Origin of the sequence: Streptomyces pratensis, assembly GCF_016804005.1 — a bacterium.
Classification (GTDB): domain Bacteria; phylum Actinomycetota; class Actinomycetes; order Streptomycetales; family Streptomycetaceae; genus Streptomyces; species Streptomyces pratensis_A.
Genome location: NZ_CP051486.1, coordinates 8,177,218 through 8,198,595, shown reverse-complemented (window position 1 = coordinate 8,198,595; position 21,378 = coordinate 8,177,218). Strand labels below are relative to the sequence as shown.

At 69.8% G+C, this 21,378-nt stretch carries 19 protein-coding genes; 6 read left to right on the top strand and 13 right to left on the bottom strand.

What is annotated here, in order from left to right:
- Positions 1-505: 505 nt before the first annotated feature.
- The 6 genes from HED23_RS34525 to HED23_RS34500 form a co-directional block, all read right to left on the bottom strand.
- The gene (locus tag HED23_RS34525; RefSeq protein ID WP_203187232.1) at positions 506-1,054 is read right to left on the bottom strand and encodes a bacterial proteasome activator family protein; all 549 of its coding nucleotides are present in this window, start codon (positions 1,052-1,054) and stop codon (positions 506-508) included.
- A gap of 160 nt (positions 1,055-1,214) precedes the next feature.
- Positions 1,215-4,076, bottom strand: coding sequence for an FtsX-like permease family protein (locus HED23_RS34520; protein ID WP_203187231.1), 2,862 nt, complete (start codon positions 4,074-4,076; stop codon positions 1,215-1,217).
- Positions 4,073-4,837, bottom strand: coding sequence for an ABC transporter ATP-binding protein (locus HED23_RS34515; protein WP_203187230.1), 765 nt, complete (start codon positions 4,835-4,837; stop codon positions 4,073-4,075). Before HED23_RS34515 ends, HED23_RS34520 begins: the two co-directional genes overlap by 4 nt.
- Positions 4,838-5,092: 255 nt before the next feature.
- A complete protein-coding gene (locus HED23_RS34510) occupies positions 5,093-5,722 on the bottom strand; it encodes a PadR family transcriptional regulator (protein WP_203187229.1) in 630 nt (209 codons plus the stop codon).
- Between the two features lie 94 nt (positions 5,723-5,816).
- Positions 5,817-6,317 (bottom strand): hypothetical protein, encoded by a 501-nt coding sequence (locus HED23_RS35620; RefSeq protein ID WP_238442222.1) that lies wholly within the window; start codon positions 6,315-6,317, stop codon positions 5,817-5,819.
- 307 nt (positions 6,318-6,624) lie between these two features.
- Complete coding sequence (locus HED23_RS34500) at positions 6,625-8,262, bottom strand: protein kinase domain-containing protein (RefSeq protein ID WP_203187228.1); 1,638 nt, start codon at positions 8,260-8,262, stop codon at positions 6,625-6,627.
- A 294-nt stretch (positions 8,263-8,556) separates the two neighbouring features.
- On the opposite strand from HED23_RS34500, the gene HED23_RS34495 reads away from it, so the two are divergent.
- Complete coding sequence (locus HED23_RS34495; RefSeq protein ID WP_203187227.1) at positions 8,557-10,185, top strand: protein kinase domain-containing protein; 1,629 nt, start codon at positions 8,557-8,559, stop codon at positions 10,183-10,185.
- 84 nt (positions 10,186-10,269) lie between these two features.
- Here the strand turns inward: HED23_RS34495 and HED23_RS34490 are convergent, their stop codons facing one another.
- The 3 genes from HED23_RS34490 to HED23_RS34480 all read right to left on the bottom strand — a co-directional run bounded on the left by HED23_RS34490 (position 10,270) and on the right by HED23_RS34480 (position 12,592).
- Positions 10,270-11,325 carry a phosphotransferase gene (locus tag HED23_RS34490; RefSeq protein ID WP_203187226.1) on the bottom strand — a complete coding sequence of 352 codons (1,056 nt, stop codon included), beginning with the start codon at positions 11,323-11,325 and terminating at the stop codon, positions 10,270-10,272.
- A 25-nt stretch (positions 11,326-11,350) separates the two neighbouring features.
- Positions 11,351-11,848 carry a pyridoxamine 5'-phosphate oxidase family protein gene (locus HED23_RS34485; protein ID WP_203187225.1) on the bottom strand — a complete coding sequence of 166 codons (498 nt, stop codon included), beginning with the start codon at positions 11,846-11,848 and terminating at the stop codon, positions 11,351-11,353.
- A gap of 84 nt (positions 11,849-11,932) precedes the next feature.
- Positions 11,933-12,592 carry a response regulator gene (locus tag HED23_RS34480; RefSeq protein WP_203187224.1) on the bottom strand — a complete coding sequence of 220 codons (660 nt, stop codon included), beginning with the start codon at positions 12,590-12,592 and terminating at the stop codon, positions 11,933-11,935.
- A 347-nt stretch (positions 12,593-12,939) separates the two neighbouring features.
- On the opposite strand from HED23_RS34480, the gene pdhA reads away from it, so the two are divergent.
- From pdhA to HED23_RS34465, 3 genes are read left to right on the top strand one after another with little or no spacing between them, the layout of a single operon-like run.
- Positions 12,940-14,100, top strand: coding sequence for a pyruvate dehydrogenase (acetyl-transferring) E1 component subunit alpha (gene pdhA / locus HED23_RS34475; RefSeq protein ID WP_203187223.1), 1,161 nt, complete (start codon positions 12,940-12,942; stop codon positions 14,098-14,100).
- 2 nt (positions 14,101-14,102) lie between these two features.
- Positions 14,103-15,083 carry an alpha-ketoacid dehydrogenase subunit beta gene (locus HED23_RS34470; protein ID WP_203187222.1) on the top strand — a complete coding sequence of 327 codons (981 nt, stop codon included), beginning with the start codon at positions 14,103-14,105 and terminating at the stop codon, positions 15,081-15,083.
- Between the two features lie 10 nt (positions 15,084-15,093).
- On the top strand, positions 15,094-16,500 hold the full coding sequence (locus HED23_RS34465; protein WP_203187221.1) for a dihydrolipoamide acetyltransferase family protein: 1,407 nt from the start codon (positions 15,094-15,096) through the stop codon (positions 16,498-16,500).
- Here HED23_RS34465 and HED23_RS34460 read toward each other — a convergent pair.
- Positions 16,487-16,993: an ATP-binding protein gene (locus HED23_RS34460; protein WP_203187220.1), complete on the bottom strand. Its 507-nt coding sequence runs from the start codon at positions 16,991-16,993 to the stop codon at positions 16,487-16,489. The two genes, HED23_RS34465 and HED23_RS34460, sit on opposite strands and share 14 nt — an antisense overlap.
- 253 nt (positions 16,994-17,246) lie before the next feature.
- Here HED23_RS34460 and HED23_RS34455 point away from each other — a divergent pair, with 253 nt between their 5' ends.
- Together HED23_RS34455 and HED23_RS34450 are read left to right on the top strand one after the other, a co-directional pair.
- Positions 17,247-18,134: a helix-turn-helix domain-containing protein gene (locus tag HED23_RS34455; protein ID WP_203187219.1), complete on the top strand. Its 888-nt coding sequence runs from the start codon at positions 17,247-17,249 to the stop codon at positions 18,132-18,134.
- Positions 18,131-18,313 carry a DUF397 domain-containing protein gene (locus tag HED23_RS34450; RefSeq protein WP_203187218.1) on the top strand — a complete coding sequence of 61 codons (183 nt, stop codon included), beginning with the start codon at positions 18,131-18,133 and terminating at the stop codon, positions 18,311-18,313. Before HED23_RS34455 ends, HED23_RS34450 begins: the two co-directional genes overlap by 4 nt.
- Before the next feature lie 61 nt (positions 18,314-18,374).
- On the opposite strand, the gene HED23_RS34445 is transcribed toward HED23_RS34450, so the two are convergent.
- From HED23_RS34445 to HED23_RS34435, 3 genes are all read right to left on the bottom strand, one after another.
- A complete protein-coding gene (locus tag HED23_RS34445; protein ID WP_203187217.1) occupies positions 18,375-19,271 on the bottom strand; it encodes a D-alanyl-D-alanine carboxypeptidase family protein in 897 nt (298 codons plus the stop codon).
- Positions 19,272-19,460: 189 nt separating this feature from the next.
- Complete coding sequence (locus HED23_RS34440; protein WP_203187216.1) at positions 19,461-19,922, bottom strand: hypothetical protein; 462 nt, start codon at positions 19,920-19,922, stop codon at positions 19,461-19,463.
- 16 nt (positions 19,923-19,938) lie between these two features.
- Positions 19,939-21,252, bottom strand: coding sequence for an AAA family ATPase (locus HED23_RS34435; RefSeq protein WP_203187215.1), 1,314 nt, complete (start codon positions 21,250-21,252; stop codon positions 19,939-19,941).
- Positions 21,253-21,378: the final 126 nt, after the last annotated feature.

Here is a 21,378-nt window from a genome sequence, read left to right as displayed (position 1 = left end):
CCCTGCGTGAGCGACGGCGCGAGCGCAGGGTGCTCGTGACCACGTCGAGGGCCCGGCCATGTTCGTCACCACGGGCGAACAACGGCCCGTGGGCTGCACGCGCTCGTCGTGAACGCCGGGCCCTTCGCATGCCTGTTGTGCACACCAGGTCCTGCACGCGCTCGTTGTGAACGCCATGCTGTGCGCGAACCTGTTGCACACAGGGCCCCGCATACACCCGTCGTGGACGCCGGGCCCTGCTCGCCCTTATGGGCAGGACCCCTCGCACGACCCCTCGTGAGCACCGGCCCCGCGCACGCTTTGCGGGTTGGGGCCCGCGCACGACCTCTTGAACACTCAGCCCCGCTCGCCCTTATGGGCAGGACCCCTCGCACGACCCCTCGTGAACACCGGGCCCGCGCACCCCTTGTGGGCAGGGGCCCGCGCACGGCCCTCTTGAACGCCGGGGCCCGGCACACATCGCGTGTGCCGGGCCCCGGGCGTACAGCGCTCGGTGGGCTGAGGGTTACAGGTACGGGCCGGAGCGCGCAGGTCCGTGCGGATCGGCTCCGCCTTCCTCGTCCTCATGGCCGACGCCCGGAGGAAGCGCGCGGCGCATCGACTCCAGCTGCGCACGGGCAGCCATCTGCTGGGCGAACAGCGCCGTCTGAATGCCGTGGAAGAGACCTTCCAGCCAGCCGACCAGCTGGGCCTGCGCGATCCGCAGCTCGGCTTCGGAGGGGACGGACTCCTCGGTGAACGGCAGGGAGAGCCGTTCCAGCTCCTCCACGAGCTCCGGCGCCAGGCCGTCCTCGAGCTCCTTCACCGAGCTTGCGTGGATCTCCTTGAGCCTGACCCGGCTCGCCTCGTCCAGAGGTGCCGCCCTGACTTCCTCCAGAAGCTGCTTGATCATGCTGCCGATGCGCATGACCTTCGCGGGCTGTTCGACCATCTCCGTCACCGGGACCTCACGCGAATCGTCGTCACCGCCACCGCCGCCGATAGCCATTCCGTCCTGCCCCACCACGAGGACTTGGGGGTGCTCCTGCGACCGTTCATTCCTCGGCATCTCCATGACGCCATTGTCTCCCACCCGGGCCTCACCACATGGTGGTGCCCCCGGAAAGGGATGATCACCCTTCTCCGGGCGCACCACCGTGCACCGAAGGCACCGGAAGGCGCGGACACCAGGGCCGGGGCCCGCGATGCCGGCACCTCCGCTCAGCGGCAGGCGGTCACCCCGCCCGCCGGGCCAGGGCCGACCGCGATCCGGCGAACGCCGCGGCCAGCAGCCCTGCCAGCACCGGCACGACCAGGGCCAGCAGCCCGATGGTCTCCCACGGCATCACGATGGGCGTGTACGCGGAGTCCATGGGCTCCTTCCGCATGGAAGCCATCGCCTCCCGCAGGTCCACCAGACGCAGTGCCACCGCGGGCACGATGCCCGCCACTGCGCCCAGCAGCACGCCCGTGAGGGCCACCACCACGCACTGGAACCCGGAGAGCGAGCGCCGCACGCCAGGCGGTGCGCCCACCGCGCCCAGCGTGGTGAGATCGGCCTCCGCGTCGGCCTTGGCGAGACCGGTGGTGATGGCGGCGGCGCCCAGGGTGACCACGCCCGCGAACAGGGCGAGGACCAGCAGGATCAGGTCCTCGTCACGGGATTCGGGCCCGTTCTCCGTCTGCAGGTGGACCCCGTCCCCGGCCTGCGTGATCGCCGCCGACACCGCCTGCTGCTCGGCGTCCGTCGGTGTGTGCGCGACGGGGAAGACGCTGCCGTAGTCCTCCGTGTGCAGGCCCAGCTCTTCGACGGCGCTTCGCGGCAGGATCATGCGGATGCCGGGAGTGGCCGCGTACTTCGCGGGGGCGACGTACACCTTCAGCCGGTCCGTCGTCGTCCTGGCCTCGCCCGGGTGCAGCTTCCGGTTCTCCTTGTCGCGCGGGTTGTACGTGTGCACGGCCTTCAGGGTGACGTGCCCGTTCTTCGCATACGCCGGGTTGAGCAGCACGGGGGTGCCCGCTGCCAGTGCCTCGGTGGCAGCGGGGTCGTCCAGCTTCACGTATGTCGCGAGCAACGCGGCGTCGCCGACCACGATGTTGCTCTCGCTCATGTGGAGGGCCGCCGCAGTGACGTACTGGTCGGTGCACGCGGGGGTCCGCATCAGCTCTTTGTGCGCTTCGGCGGAGAGCCCTTCGGCGAGCTTCCTGGCGCCCTTGCCCTGCAGCGGGCAGTTGTGGCCCTTGCCGGTGGGCTTGACCAGGGTGAGCGTGCCGCAGCCGTTCTCCTCCTCGTAGTAGACGCCGCAGTCGGAGCCTGCCCAGACCCTTCCGATGTCGGCGCGTCCGCCGCTCGTCGCCAGATTCTGTTCCGCTGCGGCCCTTGCCCTGGGCAGCTGGTCGACGAACGACGGATCGGCGGCCACGAGCGCGGCGGTGCCGGGAGTGAGCGCGGGCATGTGGTCGTACGCGTGCTCCGCCATCACGCTGCTCGTGTACGTCGCGACGGCCACGGTGCCCGCGACCGCGGCCATCACGGCGGCGACCGCCGGCGCCGTACGGCCACGGTTGCGAGACGCGTCGCGCAGCGCCATACGAGGAGAGAGCGGCAGCCTGGCGCCGAGGCGGCCGAGGGAGCCGACGACGACCGGGATGCAGGCCAGTACGCCCAGCTCGGCGACGACCGAGCCTCCGGCGACCAGACTCGTATCGCCCGTGGTGCCGCCGAAGACGGCGACGGCCACTCCGGCAGCCAGGGCCACGCAGCCCGCGAGGGGAAGGACGCGGGAGTTCCGCCGTGTCCCGCGGCGGCCGGTGAGCGATTCCAGCACGGACTGACGCCCGGCCACGATCGCCGGGGCCAGGGCCGAGAAGATGCCGGTGACCAGGCCGATCGCGGCGACGGCCAGCAGTTCCCAGGGGCGGATCTCCAACGCGCCGAAGCGGCTCCCGGTCCAGCCCTCGATCAGCGGACGGAACAGGACGGTGAGCCCCAGGCCGGCCGCCGCACCGGCCACGGCGCCCACCGAGCCGAGCACGGCTCCGCCTGCCAGGACCACAGCCCTCACCTGACTCCGGTCGCCGCCGTTGGCTCCGACGAGGCCGAGCTGCCTGCGCGAGCGCCGCGCGCCGACGGCGAACGCGGGGCCGGCCAGCAGGACGATCTCCAGGACCGCCATCGCGACGACCGTCACCAGGGCGGTGCTGAGCTCCTCCGAGCCGCCGCTGTAGGTCGTGCCGCCGTGCGTCAGGTAGGGCACTTCGGAATTCGGTGGCGGGTCCAGAGCGACCTGGCGCGACAGCACCAGGACGCCCTGCCGGTTGGCCGCGAGGACGTCCGCCCACCGGATGCCGACTCCGGCCGGGCCCTCGACCAGCCATGTCAGGTCGTCGGCGTTGGGCGGCGCGATCGTCTTGTCACGCCCGGCCGCCGCCTTCCAGGGAGCGATCACCGTGCCAGGAACGGCGTACAGGGCTTTCCTGCCGAGATCGGCGGGCAGCTCGACACTGCCGGTGATCGTGTACGTCAGTCCGGGGCCCCGGACCGTGGTGCGCGATCCGATGCGCAGGCCGGTCGACTCCAGGAAGCGTTCCGTGGCGACGACCTCGTTCCCGGCCGCCGGATGGGAGCCCTTGACCAGGCCGACCTTGCCGCGGACCGCCGGATCAGAGGTGCGCAGCTCGACGATCTCGGTGTTCGCGACGCCGTGCCGGGTGGTGACCTCGGCGGGCACGGGCTGCTCGGTGAGGTAACGCGCACCCTTCGGGAGGACGGCCCTCATGTCGACCGGTTCCGGTGCGGAGTCCCCTGGCGACGCGGGCCCGTCCGGCGGAGTGCCCCACAGCGTGTTGTCGGGCGTCTGCTCGACGGGGACGGCCCCGATGCCGGCCGACCTGAACACGGCGTCCGCCGACCCCATGCCGGCCGTCAGCGTCTCGGCGGTGGTGGGCGTGTAGCTGCGGTACGTGATGTCGGCCCCCGTCACACCGAGGACCGGCAGAGCGATCATCGCGACGACGAGCGCACTGCGGCCCTTGGCTCGCAGGGCGTCCCGCCGGGCGATCCGGACGGCAGCTCTCCACCCTGTCAGGACGCTCACCTGGAACCCTCCGCGGCCAGCAGCGAGTCCGCGCCGGACGACAGCGTCTGGTCGACGACGGACCCGTCCCTGAGGAAGACGACCCGGTCGGCCCAGGCCGCGTACCGGGGCTCGTGGGTGACCATGACGCCTGCGGCGCCCTGGTCGCAGCGTTTGCGCAGCAGGGCGAGGACGGCCTCTCCGGTCTCGGAGTCGAGCGCGCCGGTCGGCTCGTCGGCGAGCACGAGGCGGCGGTCGCCCACGAGGGCACGGGCGATGGCGACGCGCTGTTGCTGGCCTCCGGACATCTCGTCAGGGAAGCGGTCGGCGATCCCGGAGAGGCGCATCTCCTCCAGTGCGGCAAGGGCCTCCTTGCGGGCCTTGCGTACGGCGACGCCGTCCAGCTCACGCGGGAGGGCGATGTTCTCCGCGGCGGTCAGCGCCGGGATCAGGTTGTAGTCCTGGAACACATAACCGACGCTGCGGCGGCGCAGGGCGGCGACGGCCTTGCGGCCGAGTGCGGAGATGTCCTGGCCCTCGATGACGACCTGGCCGCCGGTCGCGGTGTCGAGGCCGCCGGCCAGGGTCAGGAGGGTGGACTTGCCGGACCCGGAGGGCCCCATCACGGCGACGAGCTCTCCGGCGTGCACGGAGAGGCTGACGCCGCGCAGGGCGTGCACCTCGGCGATGCCGGAGCCGTGGGTACGCGTGAGCCCACGCAGTTCGAGGACAGGAACGTCTCCGGGCCGGCCTGCGGGCGGGGACGAGGCGGACGAGGACATGGGTGGTTGTTCCCCCTGGGAATGACGGAAAGGCGAGCGAGAGAAACGCCGGGCGCGCCACGACGAACGGGAGGCGATACGCGACGTGCGCAGGTCGGAAGCCGGAGACCGGAAGCCGGAAGCCGGAGGGCGGCTCGCGGAGCCGGAAGCGGGAGGGCGGCTCGCGGAGCCGGAAGCGGGAGGGCGGCTCGCGGAGCCGGAAGCGGGAGGGCGGCTCGCGGCACCGGATCCGGACGCCGGCGGCCAGACCGGGCGTCAGCGCCGGATACGGGGCCGGGTGCCCGCCGTGCGGGCGGCTCCCGGGCGCTTGGCCGTGCCCGAGGCGGAGCCGGTCGACGGTTCCGTGGCGGCTGCCGTGGCGAGACGCACGAGGCGGGACTCGCAGTGGTCCAGCCAGCGCGCCTCCGCCTCGGCCTGGAAGATCAGCTGCTCCACGACGAGCAGCCATGCGACCTCGTCGCGGTCTGCGGGTTCGTCGGCGAGTGCCTGGGCCTTCAGCCGGGTGTAGTCCTGCATGGCCTTCAGGGTGTGGCTCCGCTGGGACTGGATGACCGCACGGATGTCGACACCGGGGGCGCCCACCGCCATCGCGAGTTTGATCGCGAGCTCGTCGCGGGGCGGGTTGCTGCGGTCGACCGGGGTCTCGAACCAACTCCTCAGCTCGGTGCGTCCGTCCTCGGTGATCGAGTAGAGCGCGTGCCCCGCATCGTCCTCACCGTCCTGGTCGACCATGCCGTCGCGCTCCAGACGGCTGAGCGTCGTATAGACCTGCCCGACGTTCAGCGGCCACGTGGAGCCCGTGCGGGACTCGAACTCGGTGCGGAGCTGGGAGCCGTACCGTGGCCCCCGCTCGAGGAGGGCCAGCAGCCCGTGACGGATAGACATACTGAGTATGTATACCCAGTATGCTGCTGAGTGCAAGGCCACTGGAGAGGCCTGCCGGTCAGGCACTCCCGGTCAGAACCTCCCGCTCGGGCCGCTAGTTCACGCGGCGCATACGAATCGCCAGAAACGCCAGTCCCAGCCCGACCAGTGCGATTCCGCTGCCCAAGGACACGTCCCGCACCTGGTGCGAGGCGGGGTCGTCCAGTCCATGCCGCTGCCGCGATGCCTCGCCGGGCTCCGGGAACGCTTCGGGCGGTGGTGTGAAGGCGGGTACCTCGACGGGATCGGGATCCGGCGGCATCTCGTCCGCCGCGGCCTCGGAGTCCGCTGCCTCTTCGGGGGAGAGCGGCCGTCCTGGCCGTGCCCGCCCCTCACCGGCCTGCCGCCCGGCCATGGACGACTCCTCGGCGGAAGGGCTGGCGGCAGGCGAAGGAGCGTGCGAGGCCTTCGCCGACGCCGGGTGCCCCGGTCGTGCGGACGCGGCGGCTCCGTCCTCCTCGTACGCCCAGGCCGTGGGCCCGATGGCCACGCTGACCGCCATCACCAGACAGACGACGCACCGTGACGACCGTGAAGCCGGGAGTCCTGGAGGCATGAGATCAGCGTCACATGACCTGATGCCTCCGGCATCCCGAAGGCATCCGGGATGCGGCTGCTCGACCGCGCACGGGTCAGGAACCGGCGGAAGGATGCCGGTGACGGTCGAAGGGCCGCCGGTCAGGCGGCTTCTCCCGTCCTGCCGGCCAGGCGGGTCCCGTCCCCACAGGTCAGAGAGGTACGCATGTCCCCGCAGGTCAGAGAGGTACGCACATCCCCGCCGGTCAGACAGGTACACACATCCCCGCGGGTTACACAGATGCGTATATCCCCGCGGGTCAGACAGGGACGTGCGTCCCCACCGGTCAGGCGGGGTCGCCCGTCGCGATGCGCAGTTCGAAGTGGGCGCCCTGCTCCGGGATGGCCGTGCCCGAGGTCGGGAACTGGTCGATGACCTGGTCCTCGGCGTAGGTGTTGCCCTCGACCTCGATGACCTTGACCGTCCAGCCGGCCGCGCCCGCACAGGACTTCGCGGAGATGATGTCCTTGTAGACGAAGTTCGGTGCCTGGACCTTCGCCGGGTCGTCCGTGTCCTCCGTTGCGTCGGTGCAGTCCTCCTCGTCCATGGTCCGGTTCCGCTCCGGGGGCTTGTGCTCGCCCGCGACGCTGGACTCGCTGGAACTCGGGTCGCCGCCCTTGCCGTTCTCCGGGTCGTCCTCCATGTTCAGGAAGGCGATCAGGCCGCCGACCGCGATCAGGGCGACGACGATCGAGCCCACGACGACCGGCATGTTCCGCCTGGCGGGACGACCGCTGCCGCCGGAGCCCGCCGTCGGGTGCGGGGACATCGTGTACTGGGGCCCGGTCTGCTGCCCCAGGTGCGCCGGGGTCCCGTACGGCTGGGCCGCCTGCGGGTAGCCGTAGCCCGGGGTGGGCGCCGGCGTCGGAGCGCCGTAGGGGCCCGGCTGGTGCTGCTGGTGCGGCTGGTACGGCGTCTGCACGCCCTGCGGTGCCGGAGTGGCCTGGTCGACGGGTGGGAAGACCGCCGAGCCGACACCCGAGCCGCTGTTCGCCGGGGTGCCGCCGCCGATGATGACCGGCGCGCCCGCAGGGCCGCTCGCGCTCAGCACGCGCGCGATCTCGTCCTGCATCGCCGCTGCGCTGGGGAAGCGCTCGTTCGGGTTCTTTTTCAGCGCGCGGGCGACGAGGGCGTCCATCGCGGGGGTGACCGACCGGTTGATGCTCGAAGGGGCGACCGGCTCCTCCTGCACATGCGCGTACGCGATGGCGAGCGGCGAGTCAGCGTCGAACGGGATGCGTCCCGTGAGCAGCTGGAAGAGCATGATGCCGACCGAGTACAGGTCGGAGCGCGCGTCGACGCCACGGCCGAGCGCCTGCTCGGGGGAGAGGTACTGCGGAGTGCCCACGACCATGCCGGTCTGGGTCATCGAGGTGACGCCCGACTGCATTGCCCGGGCGATGCCGAAGTCCATCACCTTGACGACGCCGCGCTTGGTCATCATCACGTTGCCGGGCTTAATGTCGCGGTGGACCAGGCCCATCTCGTGGCTGTTCTCCAGGGCGGCGAGCACATCGGACGTCACCTTGAGTGCCTTGTCGGCCGGCATCGCGCCGTACTGCCGGATGTCCGACTGGAGCACGGAGCCGAGCGGCTGCCCCTCGACGTACTCCATGACGATGTACGGCATCAGCGCGCCGCCGAGCTCGTCCTCGCCCGTGTCGAACACCGAGACGATGTTGGTGTGCTGCAGTTTGGCGACGGCCTGTGCCTCGCGCCGGAACCGCTCGCGGAAGGACTGTTCGCGCCCGAGCTCCGTGTGCAGCGTCTTGATCGCGACCTGTCGGTCCAGCGCGGAGTCGTAGGCGAGGTAGACGGATGCCATGCCGCCCTCACCGAGCAGGTCGCGCAGCTGGTAGCGGCCGCCGGCCACGGAACCGCCCGCGTAGCGCCCCTGTGCGCCGTGTGCGCCGTCGTGGCTCATGACTTGCATCCCCCTCGGCGCCCGACGGACGCGATCATCCCTATTACGCGCCAAGTCTGCCCGAGGGGTACGACACGTCAAGCCGGGTGCCCGTTCCGTGACCCTACGCACAAGAAGCGTCTCGGAAGCGTTACAGGAAGCGCATCGAATTTGCGCGGACGGCGCGCTAGCCGATTGGATGGCCCGTCACTCTGAAAACCGGCGTGCCGGGCAGAGGCTGTAGCGTGACGTGGCAATGCACCAAAGCACCGTGAGAACCCGCGGACGCGCGGACAGATACGACGGCGAGGACTGATGGCACCCGAATCCGAAGCAAACGGCGGCGGAGTTTCGGATGGCACCGACTCCTGGGGTGTCGGCGGTGTGGTCGGAGACGGCCGTTACCGCATGACCCACCGGCTCGGCCGCGGCGGCATGGCCGAGGTCTACGCCGCGGAGGACGTCCGTCTGGGACGCACGGTGGCGGTGAAGCTGCTCCGTTCCGACCTTGCCGAGGATCCCGTCTCCAAGGCCCGCTTCACGCGTGAGGCGCAGTCGGTCGCGGGTCTCAACCACCATGCGATCGTCGCCGTGTACGACTCCGGCGAGGACGTCGTGGGCGGGTCGACCGTGCCCTACATCGTCATGGAGCTCGTCGAGGGCAACACCATCCGTGACCTGCTGCTCGAGGCCGAGGCGCCACCGCCGGAGCAGGCGCTGATCATCGTCTCGGGGGTCCTGGAAGCCCTGGCGTACTCCCACCAGCACGGCATCGTGCACCGTGACATCAAGCCGGCGAACGTGATCATCACGCACTCCGGCGCGGTCAAGGTGATGGACTTCGGCATCGCCCGCGCGCTGCACGGGGCCCAGTCGACGATGACCCAGACCGGCATGGTCATGGGCACGCCCCAGTACCTCTCCCCCGAACAGGCGCTCGGCAAGGCGGTCGACCACCGCTCCGACCTGTACGCCACCGGCTGCCTGCTCTACGAACTGCTCGCCCTGCGGCCCCCGTTCACGGGTGAGACCCCGCTCTCCGTCGTCTACCAGCACGTCCAGGACATTCCGGTCCCGCCGTCCCACGTCGCGGGCGACGTCCCGCCGGAGCTGGACGGGCTCGTCATGCGCTCCCTGGCGAAGGACCCGGACGACCGGTTCCAGAGCGCCGAGGAGATGCGCGGCCTCGTCCAGTACAGCCTGCAGATGCTGCAGGTGCAGGGCGGGCACACGGGTACGTGGAACACCGGCCCGGTCAACACCCACGACGGCGGCCACACGGCGGCGATGCCCATCGGCGGCACGGCCGCCATGGGACACCCGATGCACGGGGACACCTCGCAAGGGCCGATCCTGCCGCCCATGAACCCCGACGACGGTGCGTACGCCGGAGGTCACGGCAACGGCGGCGGCCGCGGCAAGATGTGGCTGTTCGTCCTGCTCGCGCTGATCGCCATCGGCGCGGGTGTCGCGTTCGCCGTCCAGGCGGCGAACGACGACGGAGGCAGCAAGAAGACCCCGACCACGCCCTCCCCGTCGGTCACCCCCTCCCCGACCCCGTCCTCGGCGGAACCGACGGACGAGGAGACGGAGGAGGAGACGGAGGAGCCGAACACCTCCACGGGCGGTAACAACTGGCATAGCAGTGAGCCGTCGTACGATCCGACCGACACGCCGACGAAGGACCCCACGGACACGCCCACGACGCCCGACCCGGGGACGACGGACGGTGGCACCGGTGACGACGGCGGCACGGGTGACGACGGCGGCACGGGTGACGACGGCGGCGCCGGTGACGACGGTGGCACCGAGGGCACCAGCGAAGGCACGACCGAGGGCAGCGGCGCGACGACCGAGGGCAGCAGCGCCGGTACGCCGGCGGGAACCTCGGCGGGCGCCGCCGCGGGTACGACCACGGGTACGGGCACGGGCACCACGCCCTGAGCAGGGACCGGTGCCGGAGGCTCTCACCCCGTGAAGGTCTCAGGTGAGGCTCTCACCCCGTGAAGGCATCGGGTGCCGGAGGCCTCACCCCGTGAAGGCCTCACCGACCGCCTCGTACTCGCGCGTCCACCACACCGCCAGGGCCGACACCGCAGGGAACTGCGGGTCGGCCCTGCGGTCGTTCAGGCGGTAGCGCCAGCTCAGTATCCAGAAGTCGTTGAGGCGTTCCCACCACACCCGGTGCACCGCGGCCGCCAGCTCGGCCGCCCCGGCACCCGCCGAACGCCGGTAGGCGCGGGCGTACGCCCGCACCTTCTCCAGCGCCAGTTCCCCGTCGGGGCGGACGAAGAAGATCGCAGCCGCCCGTACGGCCTCCTCCGCGCGCGGCTGCACGCCGAGCCGGTCCCAGTCCACGATCGCGACGGGATCGGCGCCCCGGTAGAGCAGATTCAGCGGGTGGAAGTCGCCGTGCACCCACCCTCTGGCGGAACCCTCGGGGGTGGGCGGACGGCGGTGTGCGTGCTGTTCCAGCAGGGCGCGGCGTTCGACGAGACGGTGCACGGCGAGCTCGTCGAACGCGTCCCGTGGGCCCGGGTGCCGTGCGGCGGCCAGCAGCTCGTCGATCAGCGTGAACGTGTCGGCGGGATCGGGACTCTGCCCCCGCACCGGAGGCGGCTGGTCCGCCCCCATCACCTGCTCCAGGCCCATGTGCACGGCTCCGAGGAGCGCCCCGAGCCGGCGTGACTGGGCGGTCGTCAGCTGGGCGCCGTCCCGGTGGAGGCCGTCCACCCACCGGTGGAGGGCGTAGCGCTGCCCGTCGATCACCGTGACCGTGTCACCCTGCGTGTCCGCGAGGGGAGGTGCCACCGGAACGCCGAGGGAATGCAGCTGCTGGGTCGCCCGGTGCTGCCGGACGATCGTGGCGTGATCGCCGCTGGCATCGTCGAGGTGGTGCTTGTCGAGGTGGTGCTTGAGGAAGTACGAGCCGCGGGTGGTGGACACGCGGTAACCGTGGTTGAGCAGCCCCTTGCTGAGAGGTTCGCAGGCGAGGGGCTCACCGGCGTCCGGGTAGCGGCGCAGGACCTCGCCGATCGGAGGGACGGGCGGAAGGGTCACAGATGAGCGCAGCACTCGCCACATGTTAGGTGACGCTACGTGTCCGGCCTTACGGACTTGCGTCGAAGGTCAGAGTGTGCATGTGGGCGAGATGGGGGTCGAGCCGCAGGTACACGGGGTCGAAGTGTTCGCCGTTCACCTCGGACGGGCCCGCCCCGAAGCGTTCACGCTGGTCGGAGGCCGGTCGCACGATCTGGACGGGGCCGGTGAACTGCACCGACCAGAGGTCGTCCGCATCGCCGGACGCGGATGCGTCGAAGTTGTCCGCCCCGTAGGCGACGACGCTTCCGTCGCAGGACTCGTGGAAGCCGAGCCCCCTGTGCATCCGCAGGACGACACCGCCCTCGATCACCATGTGCCGGGCCACCGCGAGGAAGGGCAGGGCTCGCATGCTCATGGCCAGCCGGCCGTAGCGGACGCTGCCCAGCAGCTCGATGGCGCGGAGCTTGTCAGCCGCTGAGGAGCCCGAGGGCTCGCCTGAGCCGGCAGGGCCGAAGGAGCCGGCACCTGTCGCGGTCCCGGTGTCCGAGGGGCGGGAAGAAAGCATGCCTCCCACTCTCCGGGACGGGTAGGAGCCGTGTAAGGGTCCGCCGCCCCGACGGACCGGGACCTAAGTCCCTGCCCCGGCGGCTCAGCGCTTCTCGGCCTGGAGCCGCGCCACGTACGCCGCCGCCTGCGCGCGCCGCTCCATGCCCAGCTTGGAGAGCAGGCTGGAGACGTAGTTCTTGATGGTCTTCTCGGCGAGATGCAGCCGTTCGCCGATCACCCGGTTCGTCAGTCCCTCACCGATCAGGTCGAGGATCCTGCGCTCCTGGTCGGTCAGCCCGGCGAGACGGTCGTCGCCCTTGCCGTCCTTGCCCTCGCGCAGCCGCTCCAGCACGCGTGCGGTGGCCGCCGGGTCGAGCAGGGACTTCCCGGCCGCCACGTCGCGCACGGCGCTGAGCAGCTCGTTCCCCCGGATGGCCTTCAGGACGTATCCCGAGGCACCCGCCATGATCGCGTCGAACAGGGCCTCGTCATCGGCGTACGAAGTGAGCATCAGGCATTTGATGGTCTCGTCCCGGGAGCGGACCTCGCGGCAGACCTCCACCCCGCTGCCGTCAGGCAGCCGCACGTCCAGTACCGCCACGTCGGGCCGGGTCGCCGGGATCCGTGCGAGCGCGTCCGCCGCCGTGCCTGCCTCGCCGACGACCTCGATGTCCTCCTCGGCGGTCAGCAGCTCATGGACGCCACGCCGGACGACTTCGTGATCATCGAGCAGGAATACGGTGATTTTTCCTTCTTCGCGCACATTCGCAGTCTCACACACTCCCCTGGCCTTTGCCCTTCCCTGGGACTGCCCGCCGGGATAACGTGCCGTTGTTCCGGCCGCCTGCAGGGCTGTTACCAGAGCTGTGACCAGCGGGAGTTCGCGGTTTTCGCGATTTACTTGGAAATCCAAGCAAAAACGCAGGTCACAAGGTGTTTCGCAGTTATGCGATGCACTGGGTAACGTGCTTATGACAGGACGCTCGCCGGGGCAACCTGTCACGCCTGTTCCCGGCCGAGCGGCACCCACCCCGTGCACGGGTCCGGACACAGGCGAGCCGCACTGGTTCCCGGCCATCCCGGGGGCCGGACCGACGGAGGAGCACGCACGTGACCGTGGAGAGCACTGCCGCGCGCAAACCGCGACGCAGCAGCAAGCGGACCAGCGCCGCGAAGACGCCCGCGAAGACACCGGAGAGTTCCGGCCCCCAGCTGGTACAGCTGCTGACGCCCGAGGGCGAGCGCGTCGAGCACCCGGACTTCGAGATCGACCTGAGCGCGGACGAGCTCCGCGGTCTCTACCGGGACATGGTCCTGACCCGCCGCTTCGACGCGGAGGCCACCGCGCTGCAACGCCAGGGCGAGCTGGGCCTGTGGGCCTCGCTGCTGGGCCAGGAGGCCGCGCAGATCGGCTCCGGCCGTGCGCTGCGCGACGACGACTACGTCTTCCCGACCTACCGGGAGCACGGCGTCGCCTGGTGCCGGGGGGTCGACCCGACCAACCTGCTCGGGATGTTCCGCGGCGTGAACCACGGCGGCTGGGACCCGAACACCAACAACTTCCACCTCTACACGATCGTCATCGGCTCCCAGACCCTGCACGCCACGGGCTACGCCATGGGCGTCGCCAAGGACGGCGCGGACTCGGCCGTGATCGCGTACTTCGGTGACGGCGCCTCCAGCCAGGGCGACGTCGCGGAGGCGTTCACCTTCTCCGCCGTCTACAACGCCCCCGTCGTGTTCTTCTGCCAGAACAACCAGTGGGCGATCTCCGAGCCGACCGAGAAGCAGACGCGCGTGCCGCTCTACCAGCGCGCGCAGGGCTTCGGCTTCCCCGGTGTCCGGGTCGACGGCAACGACGTCCTCGCGTGCCTGGCCGTCACCAGGTCGGCGCTGGAGCGGGCGCGGCGGGGCGAGGGGCCCACCCTCGTCGAGGCGTTCACCTACCGGATGGGCGCCCACACCACCTCCGACGACCCGACCAAGTACCGGGCGGACGAGGAGCGGGTGGCCTGGGAGGCCAAGGACCCGATCCTGCGCCTGCGTACCTACATGGAGAAGCAGGACCTCGCCGACGCGGCGTACTTCACCGCCCTCGATGAGGAGAGCGAGGCCCTCGGCAAGCGGGTGCGTGAAGCGGTGCGGGCCATGCCCGACCCGGACCGGCTGGCGATCTTCGACCACGTCTACGCCGACGGCAGTCCGCTCGTCGACGAGGAGCGCGCCCAGTTCGCCGCCTACCAGGCATCGTTCGCCGAGGAGGGCAACTAGCCATGGCTGCTGAGAAGATGTCCCTCGCGAAGGCGCTCAACGAGTCGCTGCGCAAGGCTCTCGAAACAGACCCCAAGGTCCTCATCATGGGAGAGGACGTCGGCAAGCTCGGCGGGGTCTTCCGCATCACGGACGGCCTCCAGAAGGACTTCGGCGAGGACAGGGTCATCGACACCCCGCTCGCGGAGTCCGGCATCGTCGGTACGGCGATCGGTCTGGCCCTGCGCGGCTACCGCCCGATCGTCGAGATCCAGTTCGACGGCTTCGTCTTCCCCGCGTACGACCAGATCGTCACGCAGCTCGCCAAGATGCACGCCCGCGCACTCGGCAAGATCAAGATGCCGGTCGTCATCCGCATCCCGTACGGCGGCGGCATCGGTGCCGTCGAGCACCACAGCGAGTCGCCCGAAGCGCTGTTCGCGCACGTGGCGGGCCTGAAGGTCGTCTCGCCGTCCAACGCGAGCGACGCCTACTGGATGATGCAGCAGGCCGTCCAGAGCGACGACCCGGTCATCTTCTTCGAGCCCAAGCGGCGCTACTGGGACAAGGGTGAGCTCGACACCGAGTCCATCCCCGGCCCGCTCCACAAGGCCGCCGTGGCCCGTGAGGGCTCCGACCTCACGCTCGCCGCCTACGGCCCGATGGTGAAGGTCTGCCTGGAGGCGGCCGCCGCGGCGCAGGAGGAGGGGAAGTCGATCGAGGTCCTGGACCTGCGGTCGATGTCCCCGATCGACTTCGACACCGTACAGACCTCGGTCGAGAAGACCGGCCGGCTCGTGGTGGTCCACGAGGCGCCGGTGTTCTACGGCTCCGGGGCCGAGATCGCGGCCCGGATCACCGAGCGCTGCTTCTACCATCTCGAAGCACCGGTGCTGAGGGTCGGCGGCTACCACGCCCCCTACCCGCCGGCCAGGCTCGAGGACGAGTACCTGCCGGGTCTCGACCGGGTGCTCGACGCCGTCGACCGCTCGCTGGCGTACTGAGGAGAGGGCCGTGACGACGATGACCGAAACGTCTGCTCGTTTCCGCGAGTTCAAGATGCCCGATGTGGGTGAGGGACTGACCGAGGCGGAAATCCTCAAGTGGTTCGTCCAGCCCGGTGACACCGTCACCGACGGCCAGGTGGTGTGCGAGGTCGAGACGGCCAAGGCCGCCGTCGAGCTGCCGATCCCGTTCGACGGGGTGGTGCACGAACTGCGCTTCCCCGAAGGCACGACCGTCGATGTCGGCGAGGTGATCATCGCGGTGGACGTGGCGCCGGGCAGCGGTGACGTCCCGGCCGCTCCGGAGGCCGTCCGGCAGCCCGTGGCGGAGCCCGCACCGGAAGCCGAACCGGAAGCGCCCAAGGGGCGGCAGCCGGTGCTCGTCGGCTACGGCGTCGCCGAGACGTCCACCAAGCGCCGTGCCCGCAAGGGCGCCGTGATCCCGGGGCCCGCCGCCGCCGCGATCCAGGCCGAGATCAACGGCCACGGTGCGAAGGCCGCGGAGAGCCGCCCGCTCGCCAAGCCGCCGGTGCGCAAGCTGGCGAAGGACCTCGGCATCGACCTCGCCACGGTCACCCCGACCGGCGAGGGTGGCGTCATCACCCGCGAGGACATCCACGCGGCAGTCGCGCCGGCCCCCGCCGAGGCCGCCGCGCGGACCGAGGAGGCTCCCTCCGCACCCGCACCCGCGCCGGCACCGGTGGCCCAGGTGGGCGCCCGGGAGACCCGCATCCCGGTCAAGGGGGTGCGCAAGGCCATCGCGCAGGCGATGGTCGGCAGCGCCTTCACCGCGCCGCACGTCACCGAGTTCGTGACCGTCGACGTGACGCGCACGATGAAGCTCGTGGCGGAGCTCAAGGAAGACAAGGACATGGCGGGGGTCAGGGTCAATCCGCTCCTGATCATCGCCAAGGCGCTCCTGGTCGCGATCAGGCGCAACCCGGGGATCAACGCCGCCTGGGACGAGGCCAACCAGGAGATCGTCCAGAAGCACTACGTCAACCTGGGTATCGCCGCCGCCACCCCGCGCGGTCTGATCGTGCCGAACATCAAGGACGCGCACGACAAGACCCTGCCCCAGCTGGGCGAGGCGCTGGGCGAGCTGGTGTCCACGGCACGCGAGGGCAGGACGTCCCCGGCGGCCATGGCCGGCGGCACGGTGACCATCACCAACGTCGGCGTCTTCGGCGTCGACACGGGTACGCCGATCCTGAATCCGGGTGAGTCCGCGATCCTCGCGGTCGGGACGATCAAGCTGCAGCCCTGGGTCCACAAGGGCAAGGTGAAGCCCCGTCAGGTGACCACGCTGGCGCTCTCCTTCGACCACAGACTGGTCGACGGCGAGCTCGGCTCCAAGGTGCTCGCGGACGTCGCGGCGGTGCTGGAGCAGCCGAAGCGGCTCATCACCTGGGCCTAGTCGCCCCTGAAGTACGTGTGTCGGATGGGCTCGCGCGAATGCTGCGCGGGCCCATCGGCATGTCCGCCCGGGGCCGCAGAGCGAGTTCGGCGAACACCGTCTTGCCCACGGCGCGCGGCTCGGTCCCCCAGTCGTCCGCGAGCTGCGCGACGACCATGAGGCCCCGCCCGTAGCACTCGTCGTCCGCGGCCTGGCGCAGGACGGGCAGCCGTTCACCGCGCGGATCACTGACCGCGATACGGAGCACGGTCGCGGTGAGCGTGAACTCCACCCGGAACAGTCGTCCCCGGAGCGATCCGTGCAACAGGGCGTTCGTCGCCAGCTCGCTCGTCATCAGTGCCGCGTCGGCGGCCAGATCCGGGAACCCCCACCGGGTGACGAGCCTGGCGGCGCGGTGGCGGCACAGGGAGACGCTGCGCGTGGTGGGGGTGTAGTCGAGCCGGTCCCGGCGGAGCACGGGATCGGGTGCGGGGATCTCCTGGGCTGCGGACATGGACGCGTGCCTCCGTGGGTGCGGGCGGTGGCGATGCCGGTCCTGCGGCGCGCGGGGTTCGGTTCCCGGCGCAGGGCAGGGCGGTGCACTTCCGCCGGGCGGTGCCGCTGTGTGAGCGGCCAGGGGCTGAACGTAACCACAGATGGCTTCTGTACTCAATCGGTCCGAGGAATATATTCCCCAGATAGGCGACTGTGGGTAGCTGTCGGTGCGGTTGCTGGCACACTGGGTGTGTTCAGCGGGAGGGTGGGACATGCGAAATCCGGGGACCGGGACGCGTAGCAATCGGACATCCACGGTGCTGGGGCGGCGTCTTGGCGGAGAGCTGCAACGGCTGCGTCTCACGGCTGGGCTGACGCAGCAGCAGGCCGCCGAGTACTTGAGCGCCACGGCGACCAAGGTCGTGAAGATGGAGAGCGGGTGGGTTCCGGTCCGTGACCCGGACATCCGTGCGCTGTGTCAGCGGTACGGGCAGACGGATGGCAAGGTGCTCGCAAGCCTGCTGGACATCGCGAAGGCCGATCGTGAGCGCCGGAAGGTGAAGGGCTGGTGGGACGGCGGCTTGGTTTCCGGTGCTGCTGACTACATCGCCATGGAGGATGGCGCCCTCCGCAACAGGCAGTGGCAGGTTGCGCTGATCCCGGGCCTGTTCCAGACGGCCGAGTACACAAGGGCAATGTGTGTGGCGGACCTCCCATGGGAGGACATCGAACAGATCGAAGTCGTGGTGGAGGCTCGTGCGAGACGCCAGCAGCGGCTCCACGGCGACAGTCCGCTCGTGATGCACGCCGTCATCTGGGAGGCCGCACTGCGGCAGCTGTTCGGGGGCCCGGCGGTCATGCAGCGCCAGTTGGGCCACCTGTGTGAGTTGGCGCAGCTCCCCAACATCACCATCCAGGTGCTTCCGTTCCGGACGGGCGGGCACAGCGGAGTGGGCGGGCCCTTCAACATCCTGTCGTTCGGCGAGGACGGAGCTGTGGATGTGGTCCACATGGATGCGTCGCGGTCCGAGATCTGGATCGAGGACGCCGAGCGAAGCGCTGTCTACAGTGGCATGTTCGAGAGCTTGGTGACATCAAGCCTGTCGCCACATGACTCGCTGCTGTTCATGCAAAGTATCGCCAAGGGGATGAGCGAGTGAGCGCTTTTCAGTTCGCCAAGTCCAGCTACAGCACCAAGGAGCACGACTGCGTCGAAGTTGCCCGCAATATGCCCCGTGTGGTGGCTGTCCGCGATTCCAAGCAGCTCGACAGCCCCGTCCTCACTGTTGCCCCCTCCGCCTGGGCAGCCTTCACGGCCGACCTGCGCCGGCAGCCGTAGGAACGACAGAAGGGCCGTACCCACGCAACGCGTGTGCAGGGCCCCTCTGTCGCGCTCAGGGCTACTTCTTGAAGCCGTAGTCCAGGAGCTTCTTCGCGTCGGCGGTCCGGGTGGTCGCGGACGTCGACGTGAGCACGGTTCCGATGACCGTCTTGCCGTTACGGGTCGCGGCGAAGACCAGGCAGTACTTGGCCGTCGGCCCCGAGCCGGTCTTCACGCCGATCATGCCGGTGTAGCTGCCCAGCATGGCGTTGGTGTTGGTCCACGACATGTAGCGGTAGCCGCCGGACTTGGTCGTGACCTTCTGCTTCGTCGACTTGGTCTTCACGATCGCGCGGAACGTGGAGTTCTTCATCGCGCTGCTGGCGATCTTCGTCAGGTCGCGGGGCGTGGAGTAGTTCGAGCCACTGCCGATGCCGTCGAACGAGTCGAAGCGGGTGTTCTTCAGGCCGAGGCTCTTGGCGGAGGCGTTCATCTTGCCGATGAACGACTTCACCCGCGCCGCGCGCGTGGTGCCGGTGCCGAACTTGTCGGCGAGGGCGTACGCGGCGTCGCAGCCCGACGGCAGCATCAGGCCGTACAGGAGCTGGCGGACCGTTACCTTGTCCCCGACGATCAGCCGGGCCGACGAGGCGGTGTTCTTGACGATGTAGTCGCTGTACGCCTTCTGAATCGTGACCTTGGAGTCGAGATTCAGGTTCTTCTGCGACAGGACCACCTTCGCGGTCATGATCTTCGTCGTCGAGCCGGTGGAGCGGCGGGTGTCCGCGGCTTTGCCGTAGAGCGTCTTCGCGGTGCCGTTGTTCATCACGAAACCGCCCTTGGCGGTGATCGTGGGGGTGGGCGGTGCGGCTGCCTGGGCCGTGGAGGCGAACGCGCTGCCGGCCAGGACGGCACCTGCGGTGAGGCTCACGGTGGCGGCAACGCTTGCGCGGTTTATGCCCTTGAGGATTTTCAAGTCAAACGCTCCAGATACACCTTTATGCGGCCACGTGAGGGTGCCGCTCGGTGGTGAGACTCGTGAGGTGGCCGGATGGATGTGTCCCCGTACGGGTGACTCAGCACATGCTTCGCCATGCGCGTGCTCTGCCGGATTCGCCGCCGAAGCCGGGGCCAGGATCGGTCCGGGACCGAGTCAGGCAGCCGGTCAACTGTACGACTTGAGCAACTCGTCCAGTGTCCAGATCGTGGCCCGGACACCGGAGGTCCGGGCCAGGTACCGGTCCCGTTCGACCAGGATGTTCAGGTCGCCGCAGCCGAGCCGGTTGATGGCGTGCTGGATCAGGGTGCTGCCGGTGCTGCCGCCGTCCACGAGGGCCCGCAGGTGCGTGGCGTCCCATTCGACCTCGTTGAGCGCCCATGGGGCCTTGCCCTCGATGACCGTGACCAGTACGCCGGAGAGCCGCTCCGCGCACGAGCGGCGCGATCGGCCGTCGGACACCTGGGCGATGTGATTACCCGTTTCGATGATCGCGGTGACCGGCAGCAGGAGGTCGGTCTGCCGCCGCTCGCGCTTGCTCTTCAGCTCTTCGATCGCCTGCTCGCGGTCCTGGCACTTCCCAGGTACCTCCAGCAGGTTGCACAGGATCGACGTGTCGACGAACTCCACCCCCCGGGCCCCTGGTTCACCCGATCCCGAGCAGCCGGTCGAACTCCGCGTAGTCCTGCTCGCCGCGCTCTTCCCGCACCAGCCTGCCGTAGGTCACCACGTCCCCCAGGGGGCCGGAGCCCATCGCCGAGGCATAACCGTCCAGTTCAGTGAGCCGCGTCAGAAGGCTGGTGCCCGTAGGACGGTCCCGTGAACAGACGATGACGCCCTGGTGGTCGTCACCGCTCAGGGCGGACAGCAGGGCGGGGCTGTGGGTGGTGATCAGGACGCGGGTCGTGCTTCCGGCGGCGGCTTCCTGCACCAGACGCAGGACTTCGCCGGCCTGGGACGGGTGCAGCCCGTTCTCCAGTTCCTCGATGACGAGGGTGAGCGATCTGTCGATGTAGTCGTCCGGTGCGGGTCCGAGATCCAGCCCGTCACCGCCGGTCAGCAAGGAGGTCGTGACCGCGAGGAACCTGAGCATGCCATCGCTCATCTCGCGGGCCGGGGTCAGCCCCAGCAGCCCTTCGTCGAGCGCGAGCATGACGTCTCCCAGTTCCGACCTGGTGACGGCGAGGCGCTTGATGTCGTGATCGGCCAGGCCTCGGAGGAGGCCGACGAGGTTCCCGAACGTATCCGGGTCATGACGCTTGATGTTGCCGATCGCCGCGGAGAGGTTCTCCGCGGTCCTGCGGAGACGGAAATCGCGGGCCTGTACGTACTGCCGCATCAGATGCGGTACCGGGTCGAGGTGGAAGGCTCCGGTCAGCGCGGTCAGCAAGGCGTCGGCTGCCCACACGGTGTCGTTCTCGCCCTCGCTGTCGCCGGGTACACGCAGGGGTAGCTGAGACGTGAGCAGCCGTGTGCTCCGGAAGGGTGCGCTCGGGTTCCGTCCTCGTTTGCCGTTGTGCCATGCGGCGTCGATATCCGCACGGTGCGGGACAGGTTCCCCGCTCACAAGGAGGGGACGGATCATGCCGTTCGCAGTGGGGCCGGTGAGCCGTTCCTCGATGATCTGCACCTCGGGCTCCACCTGGATCGTCACGTCGAACGTGATGGGCCCGAACTCCGTCCTGACCGTGCAGCCGAGCGCGAAGTGGTCGGAGCCGTGGGGTACGCAGCCGTTCAGTCCGCCGCGTACCGGTCCGGCCGCGCTGTGACGGCTCTCGATCGCCTCGTTGATGTCGTCGCCACGGGCCAGGCGGGAGAGGACTTCGAGGCCGTCCAGGGCGTTGGACTTTCCGCTGCTGTTACGTCCGATGAGGACGGTCAGGGGGGCCAGTGGGAGTACCGCTCCGTGAAAGCTCTTGAAGGCGGTGAGACGTAGCTCTTCGATGGCGTGGCCTGTCACCTCCTCAACGTAGCGCAAGCCGCGCGGCTTGCGGTCGGAGCGGCTGTCATCCGGGCCGGAGAGCCCTCGACGGTCCGGATCCCGGACGTGGCGCGCACATGGGTGCATCTTGTATCTATGCTGTGT

Coding starts and splice junctions, on each gene's coding strand:
- HED23_RS34525 (WP_203187232.1), bottom strand. CDS start 1,054: ATGGAGATGCCGAGGAATGAACGGTCGCAGGAGCACCCCCAAGTCCTC.
- HED23_RS34515 (WP_203187230.1), bottom strand. CDS start 4,837: ATGTCCTCGTCCGCCTCGTCCCCGCCCGCAGGCCGGCCCGGAGACGTT.
- HED23_RS34510 (WP_203187229.1), bottom strand. CDS start 5,722: ATGTCTATCCGTCACGGGCTGCTGGCCCTCCTCGAGCGGGGGCCACGG.
- HED23_RS35620 (WP_238442222.1), bottom strand. CDS start 6,317: ATGCCTCCAGGACTCCCGGCTTCACGGTCGTCACGGTGCGTCGTCTGT.
- HED23_RS34500 (WP_203187228.1), bottom strand. CDS start 8,262: ATGAGCCACGACGGCGCACACGGCGCACAGGGGCGCTACGCGGGCGGT.
- HED23_RS34495 (WP_203187227.1), top strand. CDS start 8,557: ATGGCACCCGAATCCGAAGCAAACGGCGGCGGAGTTTCGGATGGCACC.
- HED23_RS34490 (WP_203187226.1), bottom strand. CDS start 11,325: ATGTGGCGAGTGCTGCGCTCATCTGTGACCCTTCCGCCCGTCCCTCCG.
- HED23_RS34485 (WP_203187225.1), bottom strand. CDS start 11,848: ATGCTTTCTTCCCGCCCCTCGGACACCGGGACCGCGACAGGTGCCGGC.
- HED23_RS34470 (WP_203187222.1), top strand. CDS start 14,103: ATGGCTGCTGAGAAGATGTCCCTCGCGAAGGCGCTCAACGAGTCGCTG.
- HED23_RS34460 (WP_203187220.1), bottom strand. CDS start 16,993: ATGTCCGCAGCCCAGGAGATCCCCGCACCCGATCCCGTGCTCCGCCGG.
- HED23_RS34455 (WP_203187219.1), top strand. CDS start 17,247: ATGCGAAATCCGGGGACCGGGACGCGTAGCAATCGGACATCCACGGTG.